The sequence below is a fragment of the Brevundimonas vesicularis genome (assembly GCF_032067225.1).
GTDB classification, from domain to species: Bacteria; Pseudomonadota; Alphaproteobacteria; order Caulobacterales; family Caulobacteraceae; genus Brevundimonas; species Brevundimonas vesicularis_F.
The window spans coordinates 11,948-33,847 of sequence record NZ_DAMBJX010000007.1; the positions used below are offsets into that span (position 1 = coordinate 11,948).

At 66.6% G+C, this 21,900-nt stretch carries 21 protein-coding genes and 1 pseudogene; 8 read left to right on the forward strand and 14 right to left on the reverse strand.

Annotated features, from left to right (window positions below):
- Positions 1–467 (forward strand): annotated as a pseudogene (prs, locus tag RT123_RS02930) (ribose-phosphate diphosphokinase); the annotation flags it as partial.
- An 83-nt stretch (positions 468–550) separates the two neighbouring features.
- Positions 551–1,681 carry a hypothetical protein gene (locus RT123_RS02935; protein ID WP_313007765.1) on the forward strand — a complete coding sequence of 377 codons (1,131 nt, stop codon included), beginning with the start codon at positions 551–553 and terminating at the stop codon, positions 1,679–1,681.
- Between the two features lie 68 nt (positions 1,682–1,749).
- Here the strand turns inward: RT123_RS02935 and RT123_RS02940 are convergent, their stop codons facing one another.
- Positions 1,750–1,959: a hypothetical protein gene (locus tag RT123_RS02940; protein ID WP_295195290.1), complete on the reverse strand. Its 210-nt coding sequence runs from the start codon at positions 1,957–1,959 to the stop codon at positions 1,750–1,752.
- A 19-nt stretch (positions 1,960–1,978) separates the two neighbouring features.
- Positions 1,979–3,259, reverse strand: a complete 1,281-nt coding sequence (aceA, locus tag RT123_RS02945; protein ID WP_313007771.1) for an isocitrate lyase — start codon at positions 3,257–3,259, stop codon at positions 1,979–1,981.
- A 156-nt stretch (positions 3,260–3,415) separates the two neighbouring features.
- Between aceA and RT123_RS02950 the strand changes: the two genes are divergently transcribed.
- A complete protein-coding gene (locus RT123_RS02950; RefSeq protein ID WP_313007773.1) occupies positions 3,416–4,846 on the forward strand; it encodes a short-chain fatty acyl-CoA regulator family protein in 1,431 nt (476 codons plus the stop codon).
- Between the two features lie 3 nt (positions 4,847–4,849).
- Here the strand turns inward: RT123_RS02950 and RT123_RS02955 are convergent, their stop codons facing one another.
- From RT123_RS02955 to petA, 6 genes are all read right to left on the reverse strand, one after another.
- Positions 4,850–6,490: a M28 family peptidase gene (locus RT123_RS02955; protein WP_313007776.1), complete on the reverse strand. Its 1,641-nt coding sequence runs from the start codon at positions 6,488–6,490 to the stop codon at positions 4,850–4,852.
- Positions 6,491–6,562: 72 nt separating this feature from the next.
- Entirely contained in the window at positions 6,563–8,230 is a 1,668-nt protein-coding gene (locus tag RT123_RS02960; RefSeq protein ID WP_409514884.1) for a M28 family metallopeptidase, read from the reverse strand.
- 80 nt (positions 8,231–8,310) lie between these two features.
- Positions 8,311–8,655: a hypothetical protein gene (locus RT123_RS02965; RefSeq protein WP_313007779.1), complete on the reverse strand. Its 345-nt coding sequence runs from the start codon at positions 8,653–8,655 to the stop codon at positions 8,311–8,313.
- A 188-nt stretch (positions 8,656–8,843) separates the two neighbouring features.
- On the reverse strand, positions 8,844–9,719 hold the full coding sequence (locus RT123_RS02970; RefSeq protein WP_228763776.1) for a cytochrome c1: 876 nt from the start codon (positions 9,717–9,719) through the stop codon (positions 8,844–8,846).
- 5 nt (positions 9,720–9,724) lie between these two features.
- A complete protein-coding gene (locus tag RT123_RS02975) occupies positions 9,725–11,029 on the reverse strand; it encodes a cytochrome b (RefSeq protein ID WP_039245598.1) in 1,305 nt (434 codons plus the stop codon).
- Between the two features lie 16 nt (positions 11,030–11,045).
- Positions 11,046–11,603 carry a ubiquinol-cytochrome c reductase iron-sulfur subunit gene (gene petA, locus RT123_RS02980; protein ID WP_045810115.1) on the reverse strand — a complete coding sequence of 186 codons (558 nt, stop codon included), beginning with the start codon at positions 11,601–11,603 and terminating at the stop codon, positions 11,046–11,048.
- Positions 11,604–11,797: 194 nt separating this feature from the next.
- Between petA and RT123_RS02985 the strand changes: the two genes are divergently transcribed.
- Positions 11,798–12,253 (forward strand): tRNA (cytidine(34)-2'-O)-methyltransferase, encoded by a 456-nt coding sequence (locus tag RT123_RS02985; RefSeq protein WP_313007780.1) that lies wholly within the window; start codon positions 11,798–11,800, stop codon positions 12,251–12,253.
- Here RT123_RS02985 and RT123_RS02990 read toward each other — a convergent pair.
- On the reverse strand, positions 12,244–13,503 hold the full coding sequence (locus RT123_RS02990; RefSeq protein ID WP_313007781.1) for a dipeptidase: 1,260 nt from the start codon (positions 13,501–13,503) through the stop codon (positions 12,244–12,246). The genes RT123_RS02985 and RT123_RS02990 overlap by 10 nt on opposite strands.
- Before the next feature lie 103 nt (positions 13,504–13,606).
- Between RT123_RS02990 and hemF the strand changes: the two genes are divergently transcribed.
- Entirely contained in the window at positions 13,607–14,488 is an 882-nt protein-coding gene (gene hemF, locus RT123_RS02995) for an oxygen-dependent coproporphyrinogen oxidase (protein ID WP_313007782.1), read from the forward strand.
- Here the strand turns inward: hemF and RT123_RS03000 are convergent.
- Positions 14,485–15,360: a LysR family transcriptional regulator gene (locus tag RT123_RS03000; protein ID WP_313007783.1), complete on the reverse strand. Its 876-nt coding sequence runs from the start codon at positions 15,358–15,360 to the stop codon at positions 14,485–14,487. The genes hemF and RT123_RS03000 overlap by 4 nt on opposite strands.
- A gap of 79 nt (positions 15,361–15,439) precedes the next feature.
- Between RT123_RS03000 and RT123_RS03005 the strand changes: the two genes are divergently transcribed.
- Positions 15,440–16,498 (forward strand): putative sulfate exporter family transporter, encoded by a 1,059-nt coding sequence (locus RT123_RS03005; protein WP_313007819.1) that lies wholly within the window; start codon positions 15,440–15,442, stop codon positions 16,496–16,498.
- Here the strand turns inward: RT123_RS03005 and RT123_RS03010 are convergent.
- Together RT123_RS03010 and rlmJ are read right to left on the reverse strand one after the other, a co-directional pair.
- Positions 16,495–17,226, reverse strand: coding sequence for a glutamine amidotransferase-related protein (locus RT123_RS03010; protein WP_313007784.1), 732 nt, complete (start codon positions 17,224–17,226; stop codon positions 16,495–16,497). The genes RT123_RS03005 and RT123_RS03010 overlap by 4 nt on opposite strands.
- Positions 17,227–17,248: 22 nt before the next feature.
- The gene (rlmJ, locus tag RT123_RS03015) at positions 17,249–18,064 is read right to left on the reverse strand and encodes a 23S rRNA (adenine(2030)-N(6))-methyltransferase RlmJ (RefSeq protein ID WP_313007785.1); all 816 of its coding nucleotides are present in this window, start codon (positions 18,062–18,064) and stop codon (positions 17,249–17,251) included.
- Between the two features lie 91 nt (positions 18,065–18,155).
- Here rlmJ and RT123_RS03020 point away from each other — a divergent pair, with 91 nt between their 5' ends.
- Positions 18,156–18,500: a hypothetical protein gene (locus RT123_RS03020; protein ID WP_066550731.1), complete on the forward strand. Its 345-nt coding sequence runs from the start codon at positions 18,156–18,158 to the stop codon at positions 18,498–18,500.
- Positions 18,500–19,522 carry a DNA topoisomerase IB gene (locus tag RT123_RS03025; protein WP_313007786.1) on the forward strand — a complete coding sequence of 341 codons (1,023 nt, stop codon included), beginning with the start codon at positions 18,500–18,502 and terminating at the stop codon, positions 19,520–19,522. The genes RT123_RS03020 and RT123_RS03025 overlap by 1 nt, the downstream gene beginning before the upstream one ends.
- Positions 19,523–19,539: 17 nt before the next feature.
- Here the strand turns inward: RT123_RS03025 and tdh are convergent, their stop codons facing one another.
- Positions 19,540–20,580 (reverse strand): L-threonine 3-dehydrogenase, encoded by a 1,041-nt coding sequence (tdh, locus tag RT123_RS03030; RefSeq protein ID WP_199059180.1) that lies wholly within the window; start codon positions 20,578–20,580, stop codon positions 19,540–19,542.
- A gap of 117 nt (positions 20,581–20,697) precedes the next feature.
- Positions 20,698–21,888: a glycine C-acetyltransferase gene (locus RT123_RS03035; protein WP_313007787.1), complete on the reverse strand. Its 1,191-nt coding sequence runs from the start codon at positions 21,886–21,888 to the stop codon at positions 20,698–20,700.
- Between the last annotated feature and the right edge of the window lie 12 nt (positions 21,889–21,900).

Here is a 21,900-nt window from a genome sequence, read left to right on the forward strand (position 1 = left end):
CCCGCGGCGACGACCTGATGATCGTCTCGCCCGACGTCGGCGGCGTGGTGCGCGCGCGTTCGCTGGCCAGCCGCCTGGACGCCGATCTCGCCATCGTCGACAAGCGCCGGCCCAAGGCGGGCGAGAGCGAGGTCATGAACATCATCGGCGACGTTCAGGGCCGCCGCTGCATCCTGTTCGACGACATCGTCGATTCGGGCGGCACCCTGGTCAACGCCGCTAAGGCCCTGATCGACCAGGGCGCGACCGAGGTTTCGGCCTATATCAGCCACGGCGTCTTGTCCGGCCCCGCCGTCCAGCGCATCACCGACGGCCCGCTGAAGGAGTTGGTGATCACCAACTCCATCGAGCAACCCCACGAAGTTTTGAACTGCCCGAAAATCCGAGCGGTTTCCGTGGCTCCGCTGGTCGGAGAGGCTATCCGACGGATCGCGAACGAAGAATCGGTATCGAAACTGTTCGATTAACCTTCGGATAACCATAAGGCCCGCCTTATAAGCGCCAACAGTATTGGCGCTTTTTGCGCGCGTATTCGCCTGAGGAAGTCTCCATGAAAACGGCCCTACTGAGCCGCGGTCTGTCGGCCGCCGCCCTCGCCGCCGCTGTCCTGCTCGCCAGTTGCGAGAGCGGACCCTCAAAGGCCGAGCTGGAAGCCCAGCGTCTGGCGGCGGAACTTGCCGCCCGCAAGCCGCCCCCCGTGTCCCTGAACCAAGGCGTGGCGGACGCCGCCTCAATCTACGTCGCCTTCCTGCGCGAAGCCCAGACGATCCAGCCGGGCGGCTTCCCCGATGCGGAATCGATCCAGGCCGCCCTGCGCAAGGGTTCTGCCTATGACGCCGACCAGCTGTCGCGCGGGCTGATCGCTTACGGCGCCATCATCGCCCTGCAGTCGCCCGAGTTCGTCGCCGGCGTACAGCAGTATGCGATCGATCCGGCGCAACGTCAGCGCATGGTCGCCCAGATCGTCGCCGATCCGGCCTACGCCGCCACCCTGCCCGGCGCCGATGCGGCCGCTGGCCTGATCTCGGCCACCGTCGGCAAGGACGCCATCGCCATGCGCGCCATTGCCGAGGCGATCGAGCAGGACGCCTACACCATCCAGGGCCGCAGCGATCCCCGCCGCCGCTGGGCCATCACGCCGATTCCGAACCGCGAAGTCCGGCTGGAAAGCGCAAAGACGCTGTCGGCCTTGAAGATGCTGCCGTCGCCGGAGGAATCGAGCCGCCTGTTCGCCGCCGCCAATAGCGGTACGGGTTTGGGACTGGAGCCTTCGCGCAAGGGCCCGCCCTATACCCCCGCCGTCGTCCGCTCTCTGGCCATCGCGGCTCTTGGCGCGCTCGGCGCCGGCGGCGACGAGGCCCGGGTCAACACCGAGGCTCTGACGCACGAGCCGAACAGCGAGTTCTGCATGGATATGTCCAAGCTGATGCTGTTCCAGTGCCTGGCCGCCTCGCGCCCCAGCTACGAAGACATCTTCTGCTTGGGCCGTCACATCACCCGCGACCTGGCGACCTGCACCACCGAGGCGACGCAGATCACCACCATCGTCGTCGGCGACCCTCAGGAAACCGGGGCCGCGCCGGCGCGCACGCCTATCTCCGTCACCGTCCCGCAAGCGACGCCTGTTCCGACCCCGGCGGTTGCGACCACCCAATCGCTGAACACGACACCCTCGCGCTAAGCGACACTTCGAACAGAGCAAGGCCCGCTCCGAGCGATCGGAGCGGGCCTTTTTCTTGGGCCATCGGCCTATTCGTAACCGTGCGCCGCTTCGTTGATGACTTGTGACGGCATGGACGAGAAGTCCACGGCGACGGGCGTCGCGGTCTTAGCTTGATAGGTCCTCAGCACGTGCGTCAGACGACGACGCACCTCACGCTCGGCCTCCGTGCCGGTGTCGAGCGCCAGGGGCGCCAGGCAGAAGTCGATGATGGCTTCGGTTCGGGTCAGCGGTTCCATTTGCGGGTTCCTTTCCGGGTTAAGCCGCGTGGGTGAACTGGGCGGTCTCGGTCGAGTCCTTCAGCGCCGTCGTCGAGGACGTGCCGTTGGAGATGACCGTGGCGACCTGGTCGAAATAGCCGGTGCCGACTTCGCGTTGGTGACGCGTGGCGGTGTAGCCGATGGCCTCGTTGGCGAACTCGCGCTGTTGCAGCTCCGAATAGGCCGCCATGCCGCGATCGCGATAACCGTCCGCCAGCTCGAACATCGAGTTGTTCAGGCTGTGGAAGCCGGCGAGGGTCACGAACTGGAACTTGTAGCCCATAGCCCCCAACTCGCGCTGGAACTTGGCGATGGTGGCGTCGTCCAGCTTGGCCTTCCAGTTGAAGGACGGCGAGCAGTTGTAAGCCATCAGCTTGCCCGGATGCTTCTTCTGCACGGCCTCCGCGAACTTCTTGGCGTCGTCCAGATCCGGATGCGACGTCTCCCACCACAGCAGGTCGGCGATATTGGCGTAGGACAGGCCGCGCGCGATGCAGTGGTCCAGACCCGTGCCCTCCTTCAGGCGGAAGAAGCCTTCAGGCGTGCGGTTGTCGCGATCGATGAAGGGCTGGTCCCGCTCGTCGATGTCCGAGGTGATCAGTTGCGCGCTTTCGGCGTCCGTGCGCGCGATTGTGATGGTCGGCGTGCCCATGACGTCGGCGGCCAGACGCGCGGCGACCAGATTGCGCTCATGCGCCTGGGTCGGGATCAGAACCTTGCCGCCCAGGTGGCCGCACTTCTTTTCCGACGCCAGCTGGTCCTCGAAGTGAACGCCGGCCGCGCCCGCCTCGATGAAGGCCTTCATGATCTCGAAGCTGTTCAGCGGCCCGCCGAAACCGGCTTCCGCGTCGGCGACGATGGGAACGAACCAGTCGCGCTTGGCGCCGCCCTCGGCATGCTCGATCTGATCGGCGCGTTGCAGAGTGCGGTTGATGCGGCGGCACAGTTCCGGCGCGGCGTTGGCCGGGTACAGCGACTGGTCGGGGTACATGGCGCCGGCCGTATTGGCGTCGGCCGCGACCTGCCAGCCTGACAGATAGATGGCCTTCAGACCCGCGCGGACCATCTGCATGGCCTGGTTGCCGGTGACGGCGCCCAGCGCATTGATGAAGGGTTCGTCGTTCAGCAACTGCCACAGGCGGTTGGCCCCGCGCTCGGCCAGCGTATGGGTGATCGGCACCGAGCCGCGCAGGCGCAGGACGTCCTCAGGGGTGTAGGGGCGCTCGATGCCGTCGAAACGGCCGGCGGGCGAAGGCACCAGATCGGCGAAGGTGGTCATGGTCGAACTCGGTCTCTCAAGGGCGCGGCCGCAGCCGCCGTCTCGGAGACAAGAACACGCGCCGGTCAAAACTGATACAGATCGAACCCCACCAACAAAGTCATCTTGTCACACTATGACTTTGCTTAGTCAGTCATGTTGTGACATCATCCGACGATGGACGCCGCCGCTGATCGCAAACTATTTCTGGGCGCCCGGCTAAAGCGGCTGCGCCGCGATCTGGGCCTGACCCAGACCGCCATGGCTGCCGACCTGGACGTTTCCCCCAGCTATCTCAATCACATAGAACGCAATCAGCGCCCGGTCTCAGCTCAGCTGCTGCTGCGACTGGCGGACACCTATGACGTCGATCTGCGCGCGCTGAACCAGGGTGGGGCGGCGGACGAGGCGCGTCTCACGGAGATCCTGACCGATCCCCTATTCAAGGGTCTGTCCGCGCCCCGCCACGAACTGGTGCAACTGCTGGAAGAGGCGCCCGGTGTGGCCGACGCCCTGCTGCGCCTGTATCAGGCGTTCGACGATGGCCGCACGCGCGCCCGCGCCGCCGCCGAGACGGGCGAGAGTTCCATCGAGACCAGCCCCGCCGAATGGGTGCGCGAATACATCCAGTCGCGCGGCAACCATTTTCCCGAACTGGACCAGATCGGCGAAGCCCTGTCTGACGCCCTGTCCGCCGAGGCGCCCGCCCACGCTGACGGCTTCGAACCCGCCGCCCGTCATCGGCTGGCGGCCAGGCACGACCTTGGCGTCCGAACCCTACCGGCCGAGGTCATGGTGGAATGGACCCGCCGCTACGACCTGCACCGCCGCCGGCTGTTGCTGTCGGAAACCCTGGGGCCGTCCTCACGCGCCTTCGCCATCGCCTATCAACTGGCCCTGGCCGAGCAAGGGCCGGCGCTCAACGCTCTGGCAGAGGCCGCGAACGCCCCGGACGCGCCCACTCGATCTCTGCTGAAGGTCGCCCTGACCAACACGCTCGCCGCCGCGACTCTAATGCCCTACGCCGCCTTCCAGCGGGCGGCGGAAGAGACGCGCTATGACTTGGCTCGGCTCCAGGCCCGGTTCGGCGTCAGCTACGAACAGGCCGCGCACCGCCTGACCACCCTGTCGCGCCCCACCGCGCGCGGCGTGCCCTTCTTCCTGATGCGGGTCGATCAGGCGGGCAACATCTCCAAACGCTATGCGGCCGGCGCCTTTCCCTTCTCGCGTTTCGGCGGCGCCTGCCCGCGCTGGCGGCTGCATTCGGCCTTCCGCACGCCCGGCCGCATCGTCACCCAGATCATCGAGACTCCAGACGGCGGCCGCTGGTTCACCTTCGCCCGCACGGTCGAGCGGCAAGGCCACGACGGCTATGACGAGCGCCACGACCTGGCCGTCGGCCTGGGCTGCGAACTGCGTCATACGCATCGCTTGGCCTACGCCCACGGCATCGACCTGCAGAACCCCGAGGTCACGCCCATCGGCCCGGCCTGCCGCCTGTGTCACCGTCACCCCTGCGCCGAACGGGCCGCCGCCCCCATCGACCGCCCTCTGGCGGTCGATGACTGGTCCAAGTCCGTCAGCCCCTATCCGTTTGGCGCCGCCTGAGGCCTAGCGCCTCTGGTCCGCCGTACGGTCGCGGATGGCGTTGAACTCGGCCGTCGGCTTCCACGCAGGCCAGCTCTCGCTGTCGGCCACCGTCAGCCCCAGCCGATACAGCAGGTCTAGGTTCTGCAAGGCGGCCGTGAAATCATAGTCGGCCCGCCATTCGTCGGTCAGCTTGTGATAGTATTTGGCCATCGCCCCCTCGTAATAGGGCTTGCCCGCCTCGATCCCGCCCTCGACGAAATCGCGGCCTGTCCACGGCATCAGGGCCGGCACCCCGCCGGCCGCGAAGTTGAAGTGGTCGGAGCGGTAGTAGAAGCCTTCCTCCGGATAGCCGTCGCCCGTCACCACCCGCCCCTGCACGGCGGCGAACCGGCCCAGGATATCCTCCAGCTCGGACTTGCCCACGCCGAACACCGCCACGTCACGCGTCGCTGGCGTGAAGGGCAGCATGTCGATGTTGATGTCCGCCGCCGTCTTGGCCAGCGGATAGACCGGATCGGCGGCATAGGCTTCCGACCCCAGCAGCCCCTGCTCCTCGGCCGTGACGTGCAGGAAGACCACGGTGCGCTTCGGCGCCGGTCCGGCCTTGAACGCCCGCGCCATCTCAATCAGACCGGCCGTCCCCGACGCATTGTCCCAGGCGCCGTTGAAGATGTCGTCGCCCTCGGCGTTCGGCGTCCGGGCCTTGCCGACGTGATCCCAGTGGGCGGAATAGAAAACGTATTCGTCAGGCCGCTCGGTGCCGGGGATCTTGGCCAGCAGGTTGTTGGAGTGGATGACCTCGGTGGTCTCGACGATATCAACGCTGAGCCGTGCGCCCAGATCCAGAAAGCCCCCCAAGGCGGTCGTCTTCGCCCGCTCGACGGCGGCTTCCAGGGGCGCGCCGCCGATCGCTGTCGCCGTGGCCATGTTGATGGATCCGCTGAACCGCGGGTCCTGCGCGCCCTTGACCGTCATCTGCGGCCGGGTCGCCCCGCCCACAGCGCGGCGCCAGCGGTTGTCCTGGTCCTGAAGCGTGATGACGCCCACGGCTCCCCGCTTCAGCGCCTCCTGGATCTTGTGCGTGGTCGAGCCGTAGAAGTTGGGATCCTCGCCCATCACCGTCGGCTGGCCGCGCAGAATGACCACGACCTTGCTGGTCAGGTCCGCATTGCCATAGTCGTCCCAGGTCGGCCCCGAAATGCCGTAACCGGCGAAGACCAGCGGCGCCTCGGCCGTCACGACCGGTTCCGCCGACCCGGCCCGCAGGGTGATGTCCGTCCCGGAAACCAGCGGATGCGACACGCCGTCCGCCCCGGTCCAGGACGCCGTCGGCGCCCGCTCCGGCGTGAACCGCACCAGATCGACGGGCTGCAGCCACAATCCGTCGCGCCCGCCCGGCTCCAGCCCCATCGCCTCATACTGCGCCTGCAGATAGGCCAGGGTCAGCCGTTCGCCGATCAGGCCGGGAAACCGCCCCTCCAACTCGTCCGACGCCAGATATTTGATGTGGTCCGACAGGCGCTGGGCGCTGAACTGAGGCGTCGCGGCCGAGGCCACGGCGAAAGCGTCCAGCTTCAGCGCCGGAGATGCGACCGGCGTCGTCGCGCAGGCGGTGAGCGCAAGCGCCGCAAGGGCGATGAGGGGTGAACGGCGATGGATCATTGAACTGACTCGACAGGCGAAATGGCAAAGGGGCGGAGATTCCTCCCCGCCCCATCTTGATGTGTGAAAAGACTAGCGGCGTTCGGACGCGGTCGTGGCGCGCACAGGCGCGAACTCCGAACCCGACTTCCACTGCGGCCAGTCGCGACCGTTCGCCAGGGCGCGACCGACATCGTAGAAGATCGTCAGATCCTCAATCATGCCGCTGTAGTCCCAGTCGGGCGACCATTCATCCGCCGCCTGGTGATAGCGTTTGGCGCCGTATTCCGACCGCGCCGCCTCGCGCGCGGCGATCGGTTCGTCGCGGAATTCGCCCCGGCTGCCGGCGTAGGCCATCGGTACGCCGCGCTTGGCCAGCGGGAAGTGGTCCGAACGGTAATAGGTGCCGGCCGCATTCTCGTAGTCCGGCACCAGCGACCGCCCTTGCGGCTGAACCGCCGCCGCCAGACGTTCGTCGAAGTCCGACTGGCCATATCCGGTGACGCCCAGACCGGTGACGCGGCCATAGACGTTCATGGAGTCCATGTTGAACCCGCCCACCGTCTTGGCCAACGGATAGACCGGGTTCACCGCATAGTATTCCGAGCCCAGCAGGCCGCTTTCCTCGCCGGTGAAGCTGATCATCACGATCGAGCGCTCGGTGCGCGGCGCGCGACCGAACATGCGCGCCAGCTCCAGCAGACCCGCCGTGCCCGAGGCGTTGTCCACCGCCCCGTTGAAGATGCGGTCGCCGGTCGCATCCGGCTCGCCCATGCCAATGTGATCCCAGTGGGCGGTATAGAGGATCGTCTCGTCCGGATGAGTTGTGCCCCGCAGGCGGGCGATGACGTTGTGGCTGGTGACCTGATTGGTGGCCACGTCGAACTCGGTCGAGAAGGATGCGCCGGGCAAGGCGACCGGCTGGAAGTCACGGCTGCGCGCCTGGACCTTCAGCGCGTCGAAATCCAGACCCGCGCGACGGAACAGGTCGACCGCCACGTCACGCTGGATCCAGCCCTCCATCGGCACGCGCTCCGCCGCCGCATTTTGGCGCAGGATGTCGAACTGCGACACGCCCCAGGAGTTGGCGACCGTCTGCCAGCCGTAAGATGCCGGCGCCGTCTCGTGCACGATCAGCACGCCCGCCGCGCCCTGTTTGGCCGCCTCTTCGTATTTGTAGGTCCAGCGGCCGTAATAGGTCATGGCCTTGCCGCCGAAGGTGTTCAGCGCTGGCTCCTCGAAGTCGGCGTCATTGACCAGCACGACCAGGATCTTGCCTCGTAGGTCCTGGCCCTTGAAGTCGTTCCACTGCCGCTCGGGCGCATTGATGCCATAGCCGACGAAGACCAGCGGGGCGTCCTTCAGGCTGACGTGTTCGGCCGGGCGGCGGGTCGAGATGGCGACCTCGCGCCCTTGCGTCATCGGCAGGGTCCAGTCGCCCAGCTTCAGCGAAGCGCGCACATTGGACTGGGTGAAGCGGTTCAGGATCACGTCCTGCGTCCATTGACCGTTCGGCCCGCCCGGCTCGAACCCGGCGGCAGCGTAGCCTTCGCTCAGATAGCGGATGACCTTTTCCTCGGCCGGGGTGGCGATGCCCCTGCCCTCGAAACTGTCGTCCGATAACGTCTTGATGTCCTGCGAGATGCGCGCCGCATCGAACGTCGGGACGGTATGAACCGCAGCGGGATTGGACGCCGTGGCGCAGGCGGACAAGGCGGCGCTCGCCAACAAAAGAGCGGCGAAAGAAGAGATAAGACGCATGAACTGAAGGCCCCACAGCCAGAAACGATGCGCGACCCTAGGGGGCGATCATCCAGCTGTCGACACAAACGAGCCTTCCGTTAGCGTGCAACGGGGCTCTCGCGAGCGTCGCAGGTTTTTGTCACGGCCTCGCGAATGTCGGCATAACGACCACGGACGGCCAGATTCCTCGCAGCTTCGCAATCGCCGCTGGCGATCAAACGGTCGAGTTTGTCAGCCAGCTCGAAGCGCTGGTCGATGACCACCTGCCGCCAACGCTGGATTTGATCACGCCGCTCGTTTTCGACAATCAGGCGACGGTCGTTGTCTTCAAAACGCGCAAGGCCGCCGACCGCGTAGATGACCTGAGAGTTCGAGGGACTTGGTGTGGTGGTCGGCTGCGCGGCGGAAACTGTCATCGCCAAGCCGAGAACAGTTGTAAGCATTGTCACCTCCCGATGTTCGTCAGCGATTTAGACACAGGTTGCAAACACGCGCTACCTCAAGGCGATGAAAATCAACTTCAGACAGTGCACACAAGGGCTTCGGGCCGTACCAAACATGATCCGCAAACGAAAAAGCCCGCCGAGGCGAACCTCGGCGGGCCTACGATTTCGATCCGGCGGCGATGCCCTTAGTGGGCGACGCCCTTCCAGATGCGGCGGTAGGCGACATAGGTGATGCCGGCGAACAGCAGCAGATAGATCATCACGCCCAGACCGGCCTGCTTGCGCTCGACCATCTTCGGCTCGGACGTCCAGGCGATGAAGGCCGCGACGTCCTTGGCGTATTGATCGACCGTCTGAGGCGAGCCGTCGTCATAGGTCACCTGACCGTTCTGAAGCGGCGGCGGCATGGCGATGAAGCCGCCGGGCGGAACGTCCTTGTGGTCGCCCGTCCAGAACGGCGTCAGGTCGCCGGCCATATAGGGGTTGTAGTGCTGACCCTCGCGGATCTGCAGGCCGGCCGGAGCCGCCTTGTAGCCCGACAGCAGCGAGTAGATGTAGTTGGCGCCGTCGTGACGGGCCTTGGCCATGACCGAAAGGTCGGGCGGCGCAGCGCCGCCGTTGCCAGCCGCCGCCGCCGTAGCGTTCGGATAGGGGGCGCGGAACTTGTCGGCCGGCGTGGCGTCGCGCTGGATCGCCTCGCCGGTCTCGCTGTCGATGTCGCCGACCTGATTTTCCTTGGCCAGAGCCTTCACGACAGGGTTGTCGTTCGGGTTCGGGTACTTCGGATTCCAGAACGGCCCATGACGGTCCCCCAGGTTCCGATAGTGCATCAGGTTCATGCTGTGACAGGCGGCGCAGACCTCGTGATAGACCTTGTAGCCGCGTTGCAGCTGGCCCTGGTCATAGGTGCCGAACGGCCCTTCGAAGCTGAACCCGCCCGAGCGCGGATGGGCGGCGGCGCCCGCCGCCATGGCGGGAGCGGCGGCGCTCAACAGACCCAGCGCAATCGCGGCCGAGGTGATGATCGTCTTGAACGACACGGTCTTCATTCCAATCGTCATGATTTTCAGACCTTGTGCTCGACGGCGCCGGCGCCGGTCAGGACCGGCTCGGAGATCGTCGCCGGGATCGGCAGCGGCTGCTCCTTCAACCCAACCAGCGGCATGATGATCAGGAAGAAGACGAAGTAGTAGAGGGTGAAGACCCGCGTCAGCCACAGGTAGGAGTTCAGGTCGCCGTCGATCAGGGTGAAGGTCTTGAACGACCCGATCACCGGCGCGTCAGGCAGCTGACCACCGCACCAGCCCAAGCCAACGCCCACCACCAGGAAGATGATGAAGAAGGTCCGCATCGTCGGGCGATAGCGCATCGAGCGCACCTTGGACGTATCCAGCCAGGGCAGGACGAACAGCACACCGATGGCGCTGAACATCGCCACCACGCCGCCGAACTTGTCCGGTATGGCGCGCAGGATCGCGTAGAAGGGCAGCATGTACCACTCGGGCACGATGTGGGCCGGCGTCTGCAGCGGATTGGCGGGGATATAGTTGTCGGCGTGGCCCAGCGCGTTCGGCTGATAGAAGACGAAGATGGCGAACAGGATCAGGAACAGGATGATCGCAAAGCCGTCCTTGACCGTGAAATACGGGTGGAAGGGCAGCGTGTCCTTCTTCTCCCGATCCTTCGGGATCAGGATGCCGACCGGGTTGTTCTGACCGGCCGAGTGCAGCGCCCAAAGGTGCAGCACGACGCAGCCCAGGATGGCGAACGGCAGCAGATAGTGCAGCGAGAAGAAGCGGTTCAGCGTCGCATTGTCGATCGCCGGGCCGCCGCGCAGCCAGATCAGGATCGGCTCGCCCAGCACCGGAATGGCGCCGATCAGGTTGGTGATGACCTCAGCGCCCCAGAACGACATCTGGCCCCACGGCAGGACGTAGCCCAGGAAGGCGGTGGCGATCATCAGGAAGAAGATCACGCAGCCGATGATCCAGATCATTTCGCGCGGCGCCTTGTACGAGCCGTAGTAGAGGCCGCGCAGCATGTGCAGATAGACGGCGATGAAGAACATCGACGCGCCGTTGGCGTGGACATAGCGGATAAGCCAGCCGCCGTTGACGTCGCGCATGATGCGCTCGACCGAGGCGAAGGCCAGGTCGACGTTCGGCGTATAATGCATGGCCAAAACGATGCCGGTGACGATCTGCGTCATCAGGCACAGGGCCAGGATGCCGCCGAAGGTCCACCAGTAGTTCAGGTTCCGCGGCGTCGGCAGGGACATGTAGTCCGCGCCGAATCGGATGATCGGCAGCCGGGTGTCCAGCCACTTCTCGACGCCCGTCTTCGGGACGTAGGTGCTCTCGTGATCGCTCATGATTCCCCCTTGGTCCTCAGCCGATCTTGACGCGGGTGTCGGACAGATAATCGTATTCCGGCACCACCAGGTTCAGAGGCGCCGGCCCCTTACGAATGCGGCCGGAGGCGTCGTAGTGCGAGCCGTGGCAGGGGCAGAACCAGCCGCCGTAATCGCCCGCGCCAAAGGTCGGCACGCAACCCAGGTGCGTACACGAACCGATGACGACCAGATATTTCTCGTGACCCGGCTTGGTGCGCTCGGCGTCGGTCTGGGGCTGTTTCAGGTCCGGAGCGTGATCGTCCGCGATGACTTTCTGCAGCTCGGCCGGGGTGCGGTAACGCACGAACACCGGCTTGCCCTGCCATTTGATGACGACCTGCTGGCCTTCCTGAACCTTGGTCAGGTCGAACTCGATCGACGCCAGCGCCAGCGTATCGGCCGCCGGATTCATCTGGTTGATCAGCGGCCAGGCGATCATGGCGCCCGCGCCGACCGCCGCGGCGCCCGCCGCGATGTAGATAAAGTCCCGACGATTGGGATCACCGCCCTCAGGGCTATGACCGTCTTCCGTATGCACGACCGATTCGGCCACGTTTCCACCTCTCGAACGCCGCAGAAGACCCCCAAGGGCGTCCCCAGCCACGGCACGAACCAACAAAAGACGCCGGGAATCCCCGACGGCCCGTGACTTGCGCCACGTTGGACGCAAGCTGCTGACGTTTCTTGCGAAACGCTCGCAAACAGACCGCGACAAACCCCCTCGCCGCGCGTATGTCAGGCCTTAGAATGCGTCTCGCCCTTTTTCAACCGGACATTCCTCAGAACGTCGGAGCCTGCATCCGATTGTCGGCCTGTTTCGGCGTCGATCTGCATGTGATCGAGCCGACGGGCTTCCGTTTCGACGACCGCGCCATGAAGCGCGCGGCCCTTGACTACGGCCCGCTGTCCCACATGACCCGCCACGCCGATTGGGCGGCCTTCCAGGCGGATCGTCCGGCCGGGCGGCTGGTGCTGCTTACGACCAAGGGCGCCACGCCCCTGCCCGATTTCGTCTTCCAGCCTGACGACACTCTGCTGCTCGGCAAGGAAAGCGCCGGCGCCCCCGACTATGTCCACGCCGCCGCCGACGCGCGTGTCGTCGTGCCGCTGCGACCCGATGCCCGCTCGCTGAACCTGTCGGTCACCGCCGGAATCGCCCTTTGGGAAGGCCTGCGCCAGACGGGCGCCGTCGGTCAGTTCTGAGCCGACGCGGGCTCCAGCCGCGCCATCGACGGCCGCTCGCCGGCCTTTGACGCCGCGACGGCCTCGACCGACCGCATGACCCGCAGCAGGTTCTCGCCGGCGATCTTGCGGATGTCGGCCTCGGTCCAGCCCGCCGCCATCAGGGCCGCCAGGATCCGTGGATAGGCGTCCACCCCGCCCATGCCTTCCGGCAGGCTGCCGATGCCGTCGAAGTCGGCGCCCAGGCCGACATGGTCGATGCCCGCCACTTCACGCACGTGCTGAATATGCGCCACCACGTCGGCCAGGGTCGCCTGAGGCGTCGGATTGGCGGCGGTCCAGGCGGTCAGCCCGGCCTCGACCGCGCCGGGATCGCCGGGGTTTAGCGTCTTCAGCCGCGCCTCCTCGCCCGCCTTGGCCCCGTTCCAGGCCCGCACCGCCTCGGACACGAAACCGGGCGCCAGGTTGATCATCACGATGCCGCCGTCCTGCGGCATCATCCGCAGCACCCGATCCGGCACATTGCGCGGATGATCCGTGACCGCCCGCGCTGACGAATGGGAGAAGATGACCGGCGCATCGGACACGCGCATGGCGTCCAGCATCGTCTCCTCGGAGACGTGGCTGAGGTCGACCATAATGCCCAACCGGTTCATCTCATTGACCACCGCCTCGCCGAACGGGCTGAGCCCGCCCCACTTCGGCGCGTCCGTCGCGCTGTCGGCCCAGGTCGTGGTCTTGGAGTGGGTCAGGGTCATGTAGCGCGCGCCGGCCCGATAGAACTCCCGCAGCAGGGCCAGGGAATCGTCGATCGAATAGCCGCCCTCCATCCCGATCAGGCTGGCGATCCGGCCCGATTTGAACACCGCGTCCACCTCGTCCGCCGTGGTCGAAAGGCCGAAGGTGTCGGGATGGGCGGCGATGATGCGCTTGGCCGTGTCGATCTGCTCGAAGGTTTCCTCAACCGCCTTCAGCGGCGTCAGGCTGGCAGGCACATAGACGGACCAGAACTGCCCTCCGACACCCCCGGCCTGCAGGCGCGCGATATCGGTATGCAGTTTGGTCGACGCCGCCAGATTCCTCGTCAGATCAACGGCGTAAACGTCGTTTCCGTACTGCTGTCGCAGCGCCCACGGCAGGTCGTTGTGCCCGTCGATCAGCGGCGTGGTCTTCAAAATCTCCATCACCCGCGCCTCATCCGCGTCCTGGGCCTGAACCGCCCCTCCCAGCGCGAGCGAGGCGACGGCGACGGAGACGAGACGGCGGATCATTGGCGGGCTTCCTGAAAACGGCAGGCGGCCATTAGCGCCCGCGATTCTGCTTATGACAACCTGTCCGGATGACGCCGCGGCCGTGACGTGGTTCAAGCGCGCCATGAGCGACGCCGTCTTCACCGATCCGCTCGACCTGAAGAAGGTCGAGACCCGCGCCTGGTTCGAACATCTGCGCGACCGCATCCATGCCGCCTTCGAGGCGCTGGAGGACGCCGCCCCCGCCGACCTGTTCCCCGGCGAGCCCGGTCGCTTTGTCCGTACAGTATGGGAGCGGCCAGAGGGCGGCGGCGGCGTCATGGGAATGATGCACGGTCGCCTGTTCGAGAAGGTCGGCGTCCACGTCTCGACGGTGCATGGCGCCTTTCCCGCCGACTACGCCAAGAACGTGCCTGGCGCCGACGTCGATCCACGCTTCTTCGCGACGGGGATCAGCCTGATCTGCCACCCCGTCAGCCCGCGCATTCCGGCCGTCCACATGAACACCCGCTTCATCGCCACGACCAAGAGCTGGTTCGGCGGCGGCGGCGACCTGACGCCCGTGCTGATGGCGGATCGTCGTCAGGATCACCCCGACACCGTCGCCTTCCACGCGGCCATGCAGGCCGCCTGCGACGCCCACGACCCGACCTGGCACGCCAAATACAAGGCCTGGTGCGACGAGTATTTCTATCTGCCCCACCGCAAGGAGCCGCGCGGCACCGGCGGCGTCTTCTACGATCATCACGACAGCGGCGACTATGACCGAGACTTCGCCTTCACCCGCGACATCGGCCTGGCCTTCCTGGACGTCTATCCCCGCATTGTCGCCGGCCGCATGGTGGAGCCCTGGACGGCCGAGGAGCGCGAGGAACAGTTGATCCGCCGGGGCCGCTACGTCGAGTTCAACCTGCTCTACGACCGCGGCACCATGTTCGGACTGAAGACGGGCGGCAACGTCGACTCGATCCTGTCGTCCATGCCGCCGGTGGTGAAGTGGCCCTAGCCCATCGCCTCGACAAACACGTCGCCGGCCCGGCTGCGATACCGTTCGCGGTGTCGTAACAGGCGGAACGGCCGCTCCGGCAGGGTGAAGGGCGCCGTCACCAGCCGCCCGGCCGCCACCGACGCATAGGCCACGCTTTCCGACAGGGCCGTGGCTCCCGCCCCCGCCTCGGCCGACGCCAGTACGGCTTCGTTCGACGGCAGGGTCATCGATACCGACAGGGTCGCGGGATCGACCCCCATGTCCCGCACCGCCGCTTCCAGCGTCGATCGCGTGCCCGACCCGACCTCGCGCAGCACCCAGGGCTGGCCCGCCAGATCCTTCGCCTCCAGCCGACGTCGCGTCGCCCACGGATGGTCAGGCGTCACCAGCACGGCCAGCCGATCCGACCCCACCTGGACCTGTGATAAGGCAGGTTCGTCCACCGCCCCCTCGACCAGGCCGATCTCGGCGGCGCCGCTCAGCACCGCCTGCGCCGCCTCGCGCGTGTTGCCGATCTCGACGGCCAGTTCGACGCCGGGATAGGCCGTGTGGAAATCCACCAGCCGGCGCGGCAGCCAGTAGCTGGCGATGGTCTGGCTGGCGAACACCGCCAGACGCCCGCGCCGCAGGGCGCTCATGTCCGCCAGCGCTGCCTCGGCCGCCGCCGCTCGCGCCAGCACCGCCTTGGCCTCAGGCAGAAAGGCGCGGCCAGTCTCGTTCAGCACCACGCCCCTACCGACCCGGTCGAACAGCCGCACGTCGTGCTCGGTTTCCAACGCCGCCAACGCGTTCGACACGGCCGACTGTGTCAGGTTCAGCGCCCTTGCCGCCGCCGTCACATGGTCACGCTCGGCGACGGCGACGAAGATACGCAGGCGTTCCAAGGTCACAATTAATCTCCAAATCGGATTGAAACGACCATAACTATCCGTTGGACTGCCGTCGAGGGCAGGCGCATCACGCTTGACGATGAAGTCCGCCGCCCTGCCCGCCCCCTTCCACGCGCCCAGTTTGGCGTCGGTGACGGCGTTCGGGCGCACGATCCGGCCGGGCGTCATGCTGTGCCTGCTGGTCACTCTGGCCGCCATCGGTCTGACCAGCATCGAGCGGGACGTCATCGGCCATGTCTGGCTGGAGCCGCTGGTGCTGGCCATCCTGCTGGGCGCCGCCGTGCGCACTGCCTGGACGCCCGATGCGCGGTTCAAGGCCGGGATCGACTTCTCGGCCAAGACCTTGCTGGAGGTCGCGGTGGTGCTGCTCGGCGCCTTGGTCAGCGCTGCCACCCTGTCATCGCTGGGCGTCGGCTTCGTCCTGGGCATTTTCGCCCTGGTCGCGCTCGCCATCGTCGTCGGTTTCGGCGTCGGCCGCGCCCTGGGCCTTAACGCGCGCATGGCCCTGCTGGTCGCCTGCGGCAACGCCATCTGCGGCAACTCCGCCATCGCCGCCGTCGCCCCCGTCATCGACGCCGATGGAAAAGAGGTCGCCGCCTCCATCGCCTTCACCGCCGTGCTCGGCGTGATCGTGGTTTTGGCCCTGCCCCTGCTGGGGGGCCTGATCCATCTGAACGGCCTGCAATACGGCGCCCTGGCCGGTTTGACCGTCTATGCGGTGCCGCAGGTTCTGGCGGCCGCCGCGCCCTTCGGCGCCCTCGCCACCCAGACCGGCACGGTGGTCAAGCTGGTGCGGGTGCTGATGCTCGGTCCTGTCATCCTCGCCCTGTCGCTGATCTTCCGCGAGCGCGCGCCCGGCGCCGCAAAACCCGGCCTGTCGCGCCTGCTGCCCTGGTTCATCATCGGCTTCCTGATCATGATCGGCCTGCGCTCGTTTGACCTGATCCCGCAGGCCGCGCTGGCGCCCATGGCCGCCGCCTCCAGCCTGCTGACCGTGGTCGCCATGGCTGCCTTGGGTCTCCAGACCGACATCCGCGCCGTCGCCCGCGCCGGCGGCCGCGTCGTCGCCGCCGTCATCCTGTCGCTAGGCGCCCTAGTGGTGCTGGCGCTGGCGCTGATCCGGCTGCTGGGCCTCTAGATCCCGCTGCCGTCATCCTCGACCGGCGGCGGGGTCAGCAGCAGGAAGGCGCGGATCCAGGCCGTCAGCACGGCCCGGTCGTTGGGCCGCTTCAGACTATCGATCGCCTGATCCGCCACATCATGCGGGATGCGCGCCCCGCGCCGTCCCTCGATCAGGGCCGCCGCATAGTCCGGCTGAAACTCCGGATGGCACTGGAACGAGATCGCATCGTCGCCCCAGGCCAGGCCGGCGTAGGGCGTAAACCCGCTGGAGGCGATCACCCGCGCGTCGTCCGAAACCGCTACGACCTGATCCTGGTGCGACACAGGAATGGCGATCGTTCGCGCCCGCGGATGCATCCACGGCGCATCCTCACGCACGTCATAGCGGTGCAGACCCACGCCCCAGCCCTTGTGCGACTTCTCGACCACCCCGCCGAACGCATGTGCCAGCGCCTGATGCCCGAAACAGATGCCGACCAGCCGCGTCCGCCCCCGCGCCGCCCTCAGCCAGTCGATCAGCTGCGGGATCCACGGCAGGTCGTCATAGACCCCCGCCGCCGACCCCGTGACGATGGCCCCCTGGAAGACCGACGGATCCTCGGGCAGTTGCCCCGACTGCACGTCGAACCGCGTCGTCGGCACGCCCTCGCCCAGCAGGGCCCGGAACCGCGCCGGATAGTCATCGAAATCGTCCTTCAGATGCTCCGGCGGGTGTCCGGTTTCCAGAATGGCGATGCGCGTCATGCGATCAACCTAGTGACTGCGGTCAGAAGGTCCAGACCTCGGCCCGTCCGCCCGCTTCGCCCAGCGCCCCCGCGACCCAGCCGCAGATCTCGGTCGCGGCAGCTTCCGCGCCCGCCGGCGGATTGACCACCACCATGGCGCAGCCGTTCATCTTCATCGGATTGGTCAGCGGCCTCAGCCGCGCCTCGGCGACCAGGGTCGACCCCGCCTTGCCCTGCAGCCGCCGGATAAAGCCGTCGAAGGTCTCCAGATCCTTCAGCGGCGTCCAGATCGCCACCGTCGCCGTCGGATCGCGCCTCACCACCGAAATCGCGGTCTCGGCCGAGCGGATATAATCGTCGGGCTTTTCGAACGGCGGGTCGATCAGCACCAGCGGCCCGCGCACCTTCGCCGCCTCCCCCGCCACCGCCGCATAGCCGTCGCCCTCGCGCGCCTCGGCGTTCGCGCGCCCGGTCAGCGCCTCGGCCAGCATGGCCCGCACCGGCGGGTTCAACTCGAACCCAACGTAGCGACCGCCGGGCGTCAGCGCGTCCGCGATCAGCAACGGCGACCCCGGATAGAACCGCGACCCGCCCTCAGGATTCAGCGCCGCGACCTCGCCCGCCAGCGTGTCCATCAGCGGCGTCCGCCCGTCGGCGGACATCAAACGCGCCACGCCGGCCTCGGCCTCCTTCGATCGCGCGCCGTCGCCCGACAGATCGTACAGCCCCGCCCCCGCATGGGTGTCGAACACCGTCAGCGGCCCGGCCGCCTGCCGCGCTTTCACCAACCACAGCACCAGGGCATGCTTGACCAGGTCGGCGAAGTTTCCGGCGTGAAAGCTGTGGCGATAGTTCATGCCGCCTCGTCTCGCGCCCGGCCCGCGCGGTCAAGCGGAACTCGCGCGCCAGACACGGCGTTCGGCCTAAGTCCTTGTACGGAAAGATGCGATGGCCGCCAAAACCACCCTCACCGACGCGCAACGCAAGCCGCCCAAGGGCGTCGCGACCCAGGCCAAGCGCGGTCTCGACCTGCGCGACAAGCACGACCGGGGCGGCACCGAGGTCGGCGTACGCCGCGCCCATCAGTTGGCGGATCAGAAGCCCGTCTCGGACAAGGACATCAAGGACATCTACAGCTATTTCGCCCGCCACACCGTCGACAAGGACGGCAAGGGCTGGGGCAGCCGCACCGATCCTTCGGCCGGCTATATTGCCTGGCTGTTGTGGGGCGGCGATCCGGCCGAGCGCTGGATCAAGCGGCTGCACGACCGCCTCGAAAAGGCGAACGGGTGATGGCCGACGGATCGCACGCCTTCGACATCGCCGCCGAAGTCCCCGAAGGCCTCAGCTATTGCAGCGACGAGTTCGCGGGACTGACCCGGCGCCGCGCCGGCAAGGGCTGGTCCTATCGCGACGCCAAGGGCAAGACCATCACGGACGCCAAGACCCTGGACCGCATCCGCGCCCTGGCCATTCCGCCCGCCTGGACCGACGTCTGGATCTGTCCCAAGGCCAACGGCCACATCCAGGCCACCGGCCGAGACGTGAAAGGGCGCAAACAATATCGCTATCACAATGACTGGAGTACGGCCCGCTCCGAGAACAAGTTCGACAAGCTGCCCGCCTTCTCGCGCAATCTGCCGAAACTGCGCGACAAGGTCGAACATGACCTGGCCCTTCGCGGCGTCTGTCGTGACAAGGTGCTGGCCACCGCCGTGCGCCTGCTGGAGATTACCCTGATCCGGGTCGGCAACTCCATCTACGCCAAACAGAACCGCAGCTACGGCCTGACGACCCTGCACAAACGTCACATCGATGTGGATGGCGCGGCCTTGACGTTCGAATTTCGCGGCAAGAGCGGCAAGGATCACAGCGTCAGCGTCAAGGACCGGCGCCTCGCCAAGGTGGTGCGACAGCTGGAAGGCCTGCCCGGCCAGCAGCTGTTCAAATACCGCGCGGCCGACGGGACGCTGTGCCCGGTCGACTCCGACGATGTGAACGCCTACATCCGAAAGGCGATGGGCGAGCAGTTCTCGGCCAAGGACTTCCGCACCTGGGCCGGCACCGTCTCGGCGGCGCGGGCGCTGCGCGACACCGAGGCCCCGACCTCGCCCACCGACGCCAAGCGAAAGATCACCGTCTGCGTCAAGGCTGTCGCCGGCCTCTTGGGCAACACCCCCACCGTCTGCCGCGCTTCTTATGTCCACCCCAAGGTCTTCGCCCTGTTCGAAAGCGGTGAAATCGGCAACGCCTTGCCGGGGTCGGAAACCAAGGGGTTCGAAAAGGCGCTGATCAAACAGCTGCTGGCTGTCTGATCAGCAGCATTCGTCTCTCAGGCCGCCTTGTCCCAGTCCAGCACGACCTTGCCCGATTGGCCCGACTTCATGGCTTCGAAGCCTTCGCGGTAGTCGGCGTAGCCCAGGCGGTGCGTGATCAGCGGGCTGAGGTCCAGGCCGGCTTTCAGCAGGCCCAGCATCTTGCGCCAGGTGGTGAACATCTCGCGGCCATAGACGCCCTTGATGGTCAGGGCCTTCAGAATGATCGCGCCCCAGTCGGTTTCCATCGGCTTGCCGGGAATGCCCAGCAGCGCCATGCCGCCGCCCATGATCAGGGTGTCGACGCACTGTTTGAAGGCGATGGGCGAGCCCGACATCTCCAGCGCCACGTCGAAGCCAACCTTCAGGCCCAGTTCCTTCATGACATCGTGGATGTCTTCCTTGGTCGTATTCACGGTGCGAACGCCCGGCGCGACCTTCTGCGCCAGCTCCAGCCGGAAGTCGTTGATGTCGGTCAGGACCACGGTGCGCGCGCCCGCGTGGCGGGCAACAGCGGCGGCCATCATACCGATCGGGCCGGCGCCGGTGACCAGCACATCCTCACCCAGCAGGTCGAACTGCTGGGCCGTGTGAACCGCATTGCCGAACGGATCGAGGATCGAGCCGATCTCATAGGGCACATCGTCCGGCAGTTCGATCACGTTGAAGGCCGGCGCCACCACGAACTCGGCGAAGGCGCCCTGACGGTTCACGCCAATGCCGCGCGTCTTGGGGTCCAGGTGGAAATGGCCGGCGCGGGCGGCTTCCGAGTTCAGGTCGATGACGTGGCCCTCGGCCGAGACGCGCTGGCCGATCTTCAGCGGCCGATCCACGTCCTTGCCGATGGCGACGATCTCGCCGGCGAACTCGTGGCCGGTGATCATCGGGGTCGGAACGTTCTTCTGGGACCACTCGTCCCAGTTCCAGATGTGGATATCGGTGCCGCAGACCGCCGTGCGATGAACCCGGATCAGCACATCCTCCGGTCCCGCCTCGGGGATCGGCGCGTCGATCAGTTCGAGGCCGACGCCGGGCGCGGTCTTGGCCAGGGCCTTCATCGTGTCGGTCATAGTCTCAACTCCCTGAGATCGTGGCTCCGGGTTCATCCCGAAGCCTGCGACTGAGGCCCCACGCCTCCTCGCCGCTTGGTCTTCGTCGATGGCGGGCGAAAGGGGCTAAATGACGCCCAGCTCCCGGCCCGCCTGGGTGAACACTTCGACCGTCCGGTCGATCTGATCGAAGGTATGCGCCGCCGACATCTGTGTGCGGATGCGGGCCTGGCCACGCGGCACGACGGGGAACGAGAACCCGATCACATAGACGCCCAGCTCCAACGCCCGCGCCGCGAAATCCTGCGCCAGTTTGGCGTCGCCCAGCATGACCGGGATGATCGGATGTTCGCCGTCCAGCAGGGTGAAGCCCGCGTCCGACATGGCCCCGCGATAGCGATGGGCGTTGGCCGACAGACGGGTGCGCAACGAATCGCCTTCCGTCCCTTGGGCGATGCAGATCGCCTCCAGGCTGGACCCGCACACGGCCGGCGCGAGTGCATTGGAGAACAGATAGGGCCGCGCCCGCTGCTTCAGCAGTTCGACCACCGACTTCTTGGCGCAGATGAAGCCGCCCATGGCGCCGCCCAGGGCCTTGCCGAAGGTGCCAGTGACGAAATCCACCTCGACACCGTGATGGGCGAACGAGCCCCTGCCTTGCATGCCGAGGAAACCCGTGGCGTGGCAGTCGTCCACCATGATCAGGGCGTCATATTTGTCGGCCAGCGCCCGGATTTCGTCCAGCTTGGCGATATAGCCGTCCATCGAGAAGGCGCCGTCGGTGGCGATGATGATGTCGCGCGCGCCGGCCGCGCGGGCCTCCTTCAGCCGGCTCTCCAACTCGTCCATGTCGGAGTTGGCGAAGCGATAGCGTTTGGCCTTGCACAGCCGAACCCCGTCGATGATCGAGGCGTGGTTCAGGCTGTCGGAGACGATGGCGTCGTTTTCGCCCAGTAGCGGCTCGAACAGACCGCCGTTGGCGTCGAAGGCGGCGGCGAACAGGATGGCGTCCTCGAAACCAAGATAGCTGGCGATGGCCGCTTCCAGCTCCTTGTGGATCTCCAGCGTGCCGCAGATGAAGCGCACGGACGCGGTGCCCGCGCCCCACTTCGCTTGCGCCGCCATTCCGGCCTGGGTCACGCGCTCGTCGCCGGCCAGGCCAAGATAGTTGTTGGCGCAGAAGTTCAGCACGTCGCGTCCGGCGACCTGGATCACAGGCCCCTGGCGCGAGGCGATGATGCGTTCGGGCTTGGTCAGGCCCTGGGCGTCGATCTCGGACAGTTCGCCGGCGACGCGGTCGTAGAAGCTCTGGGTCATGAGCCGCGACCT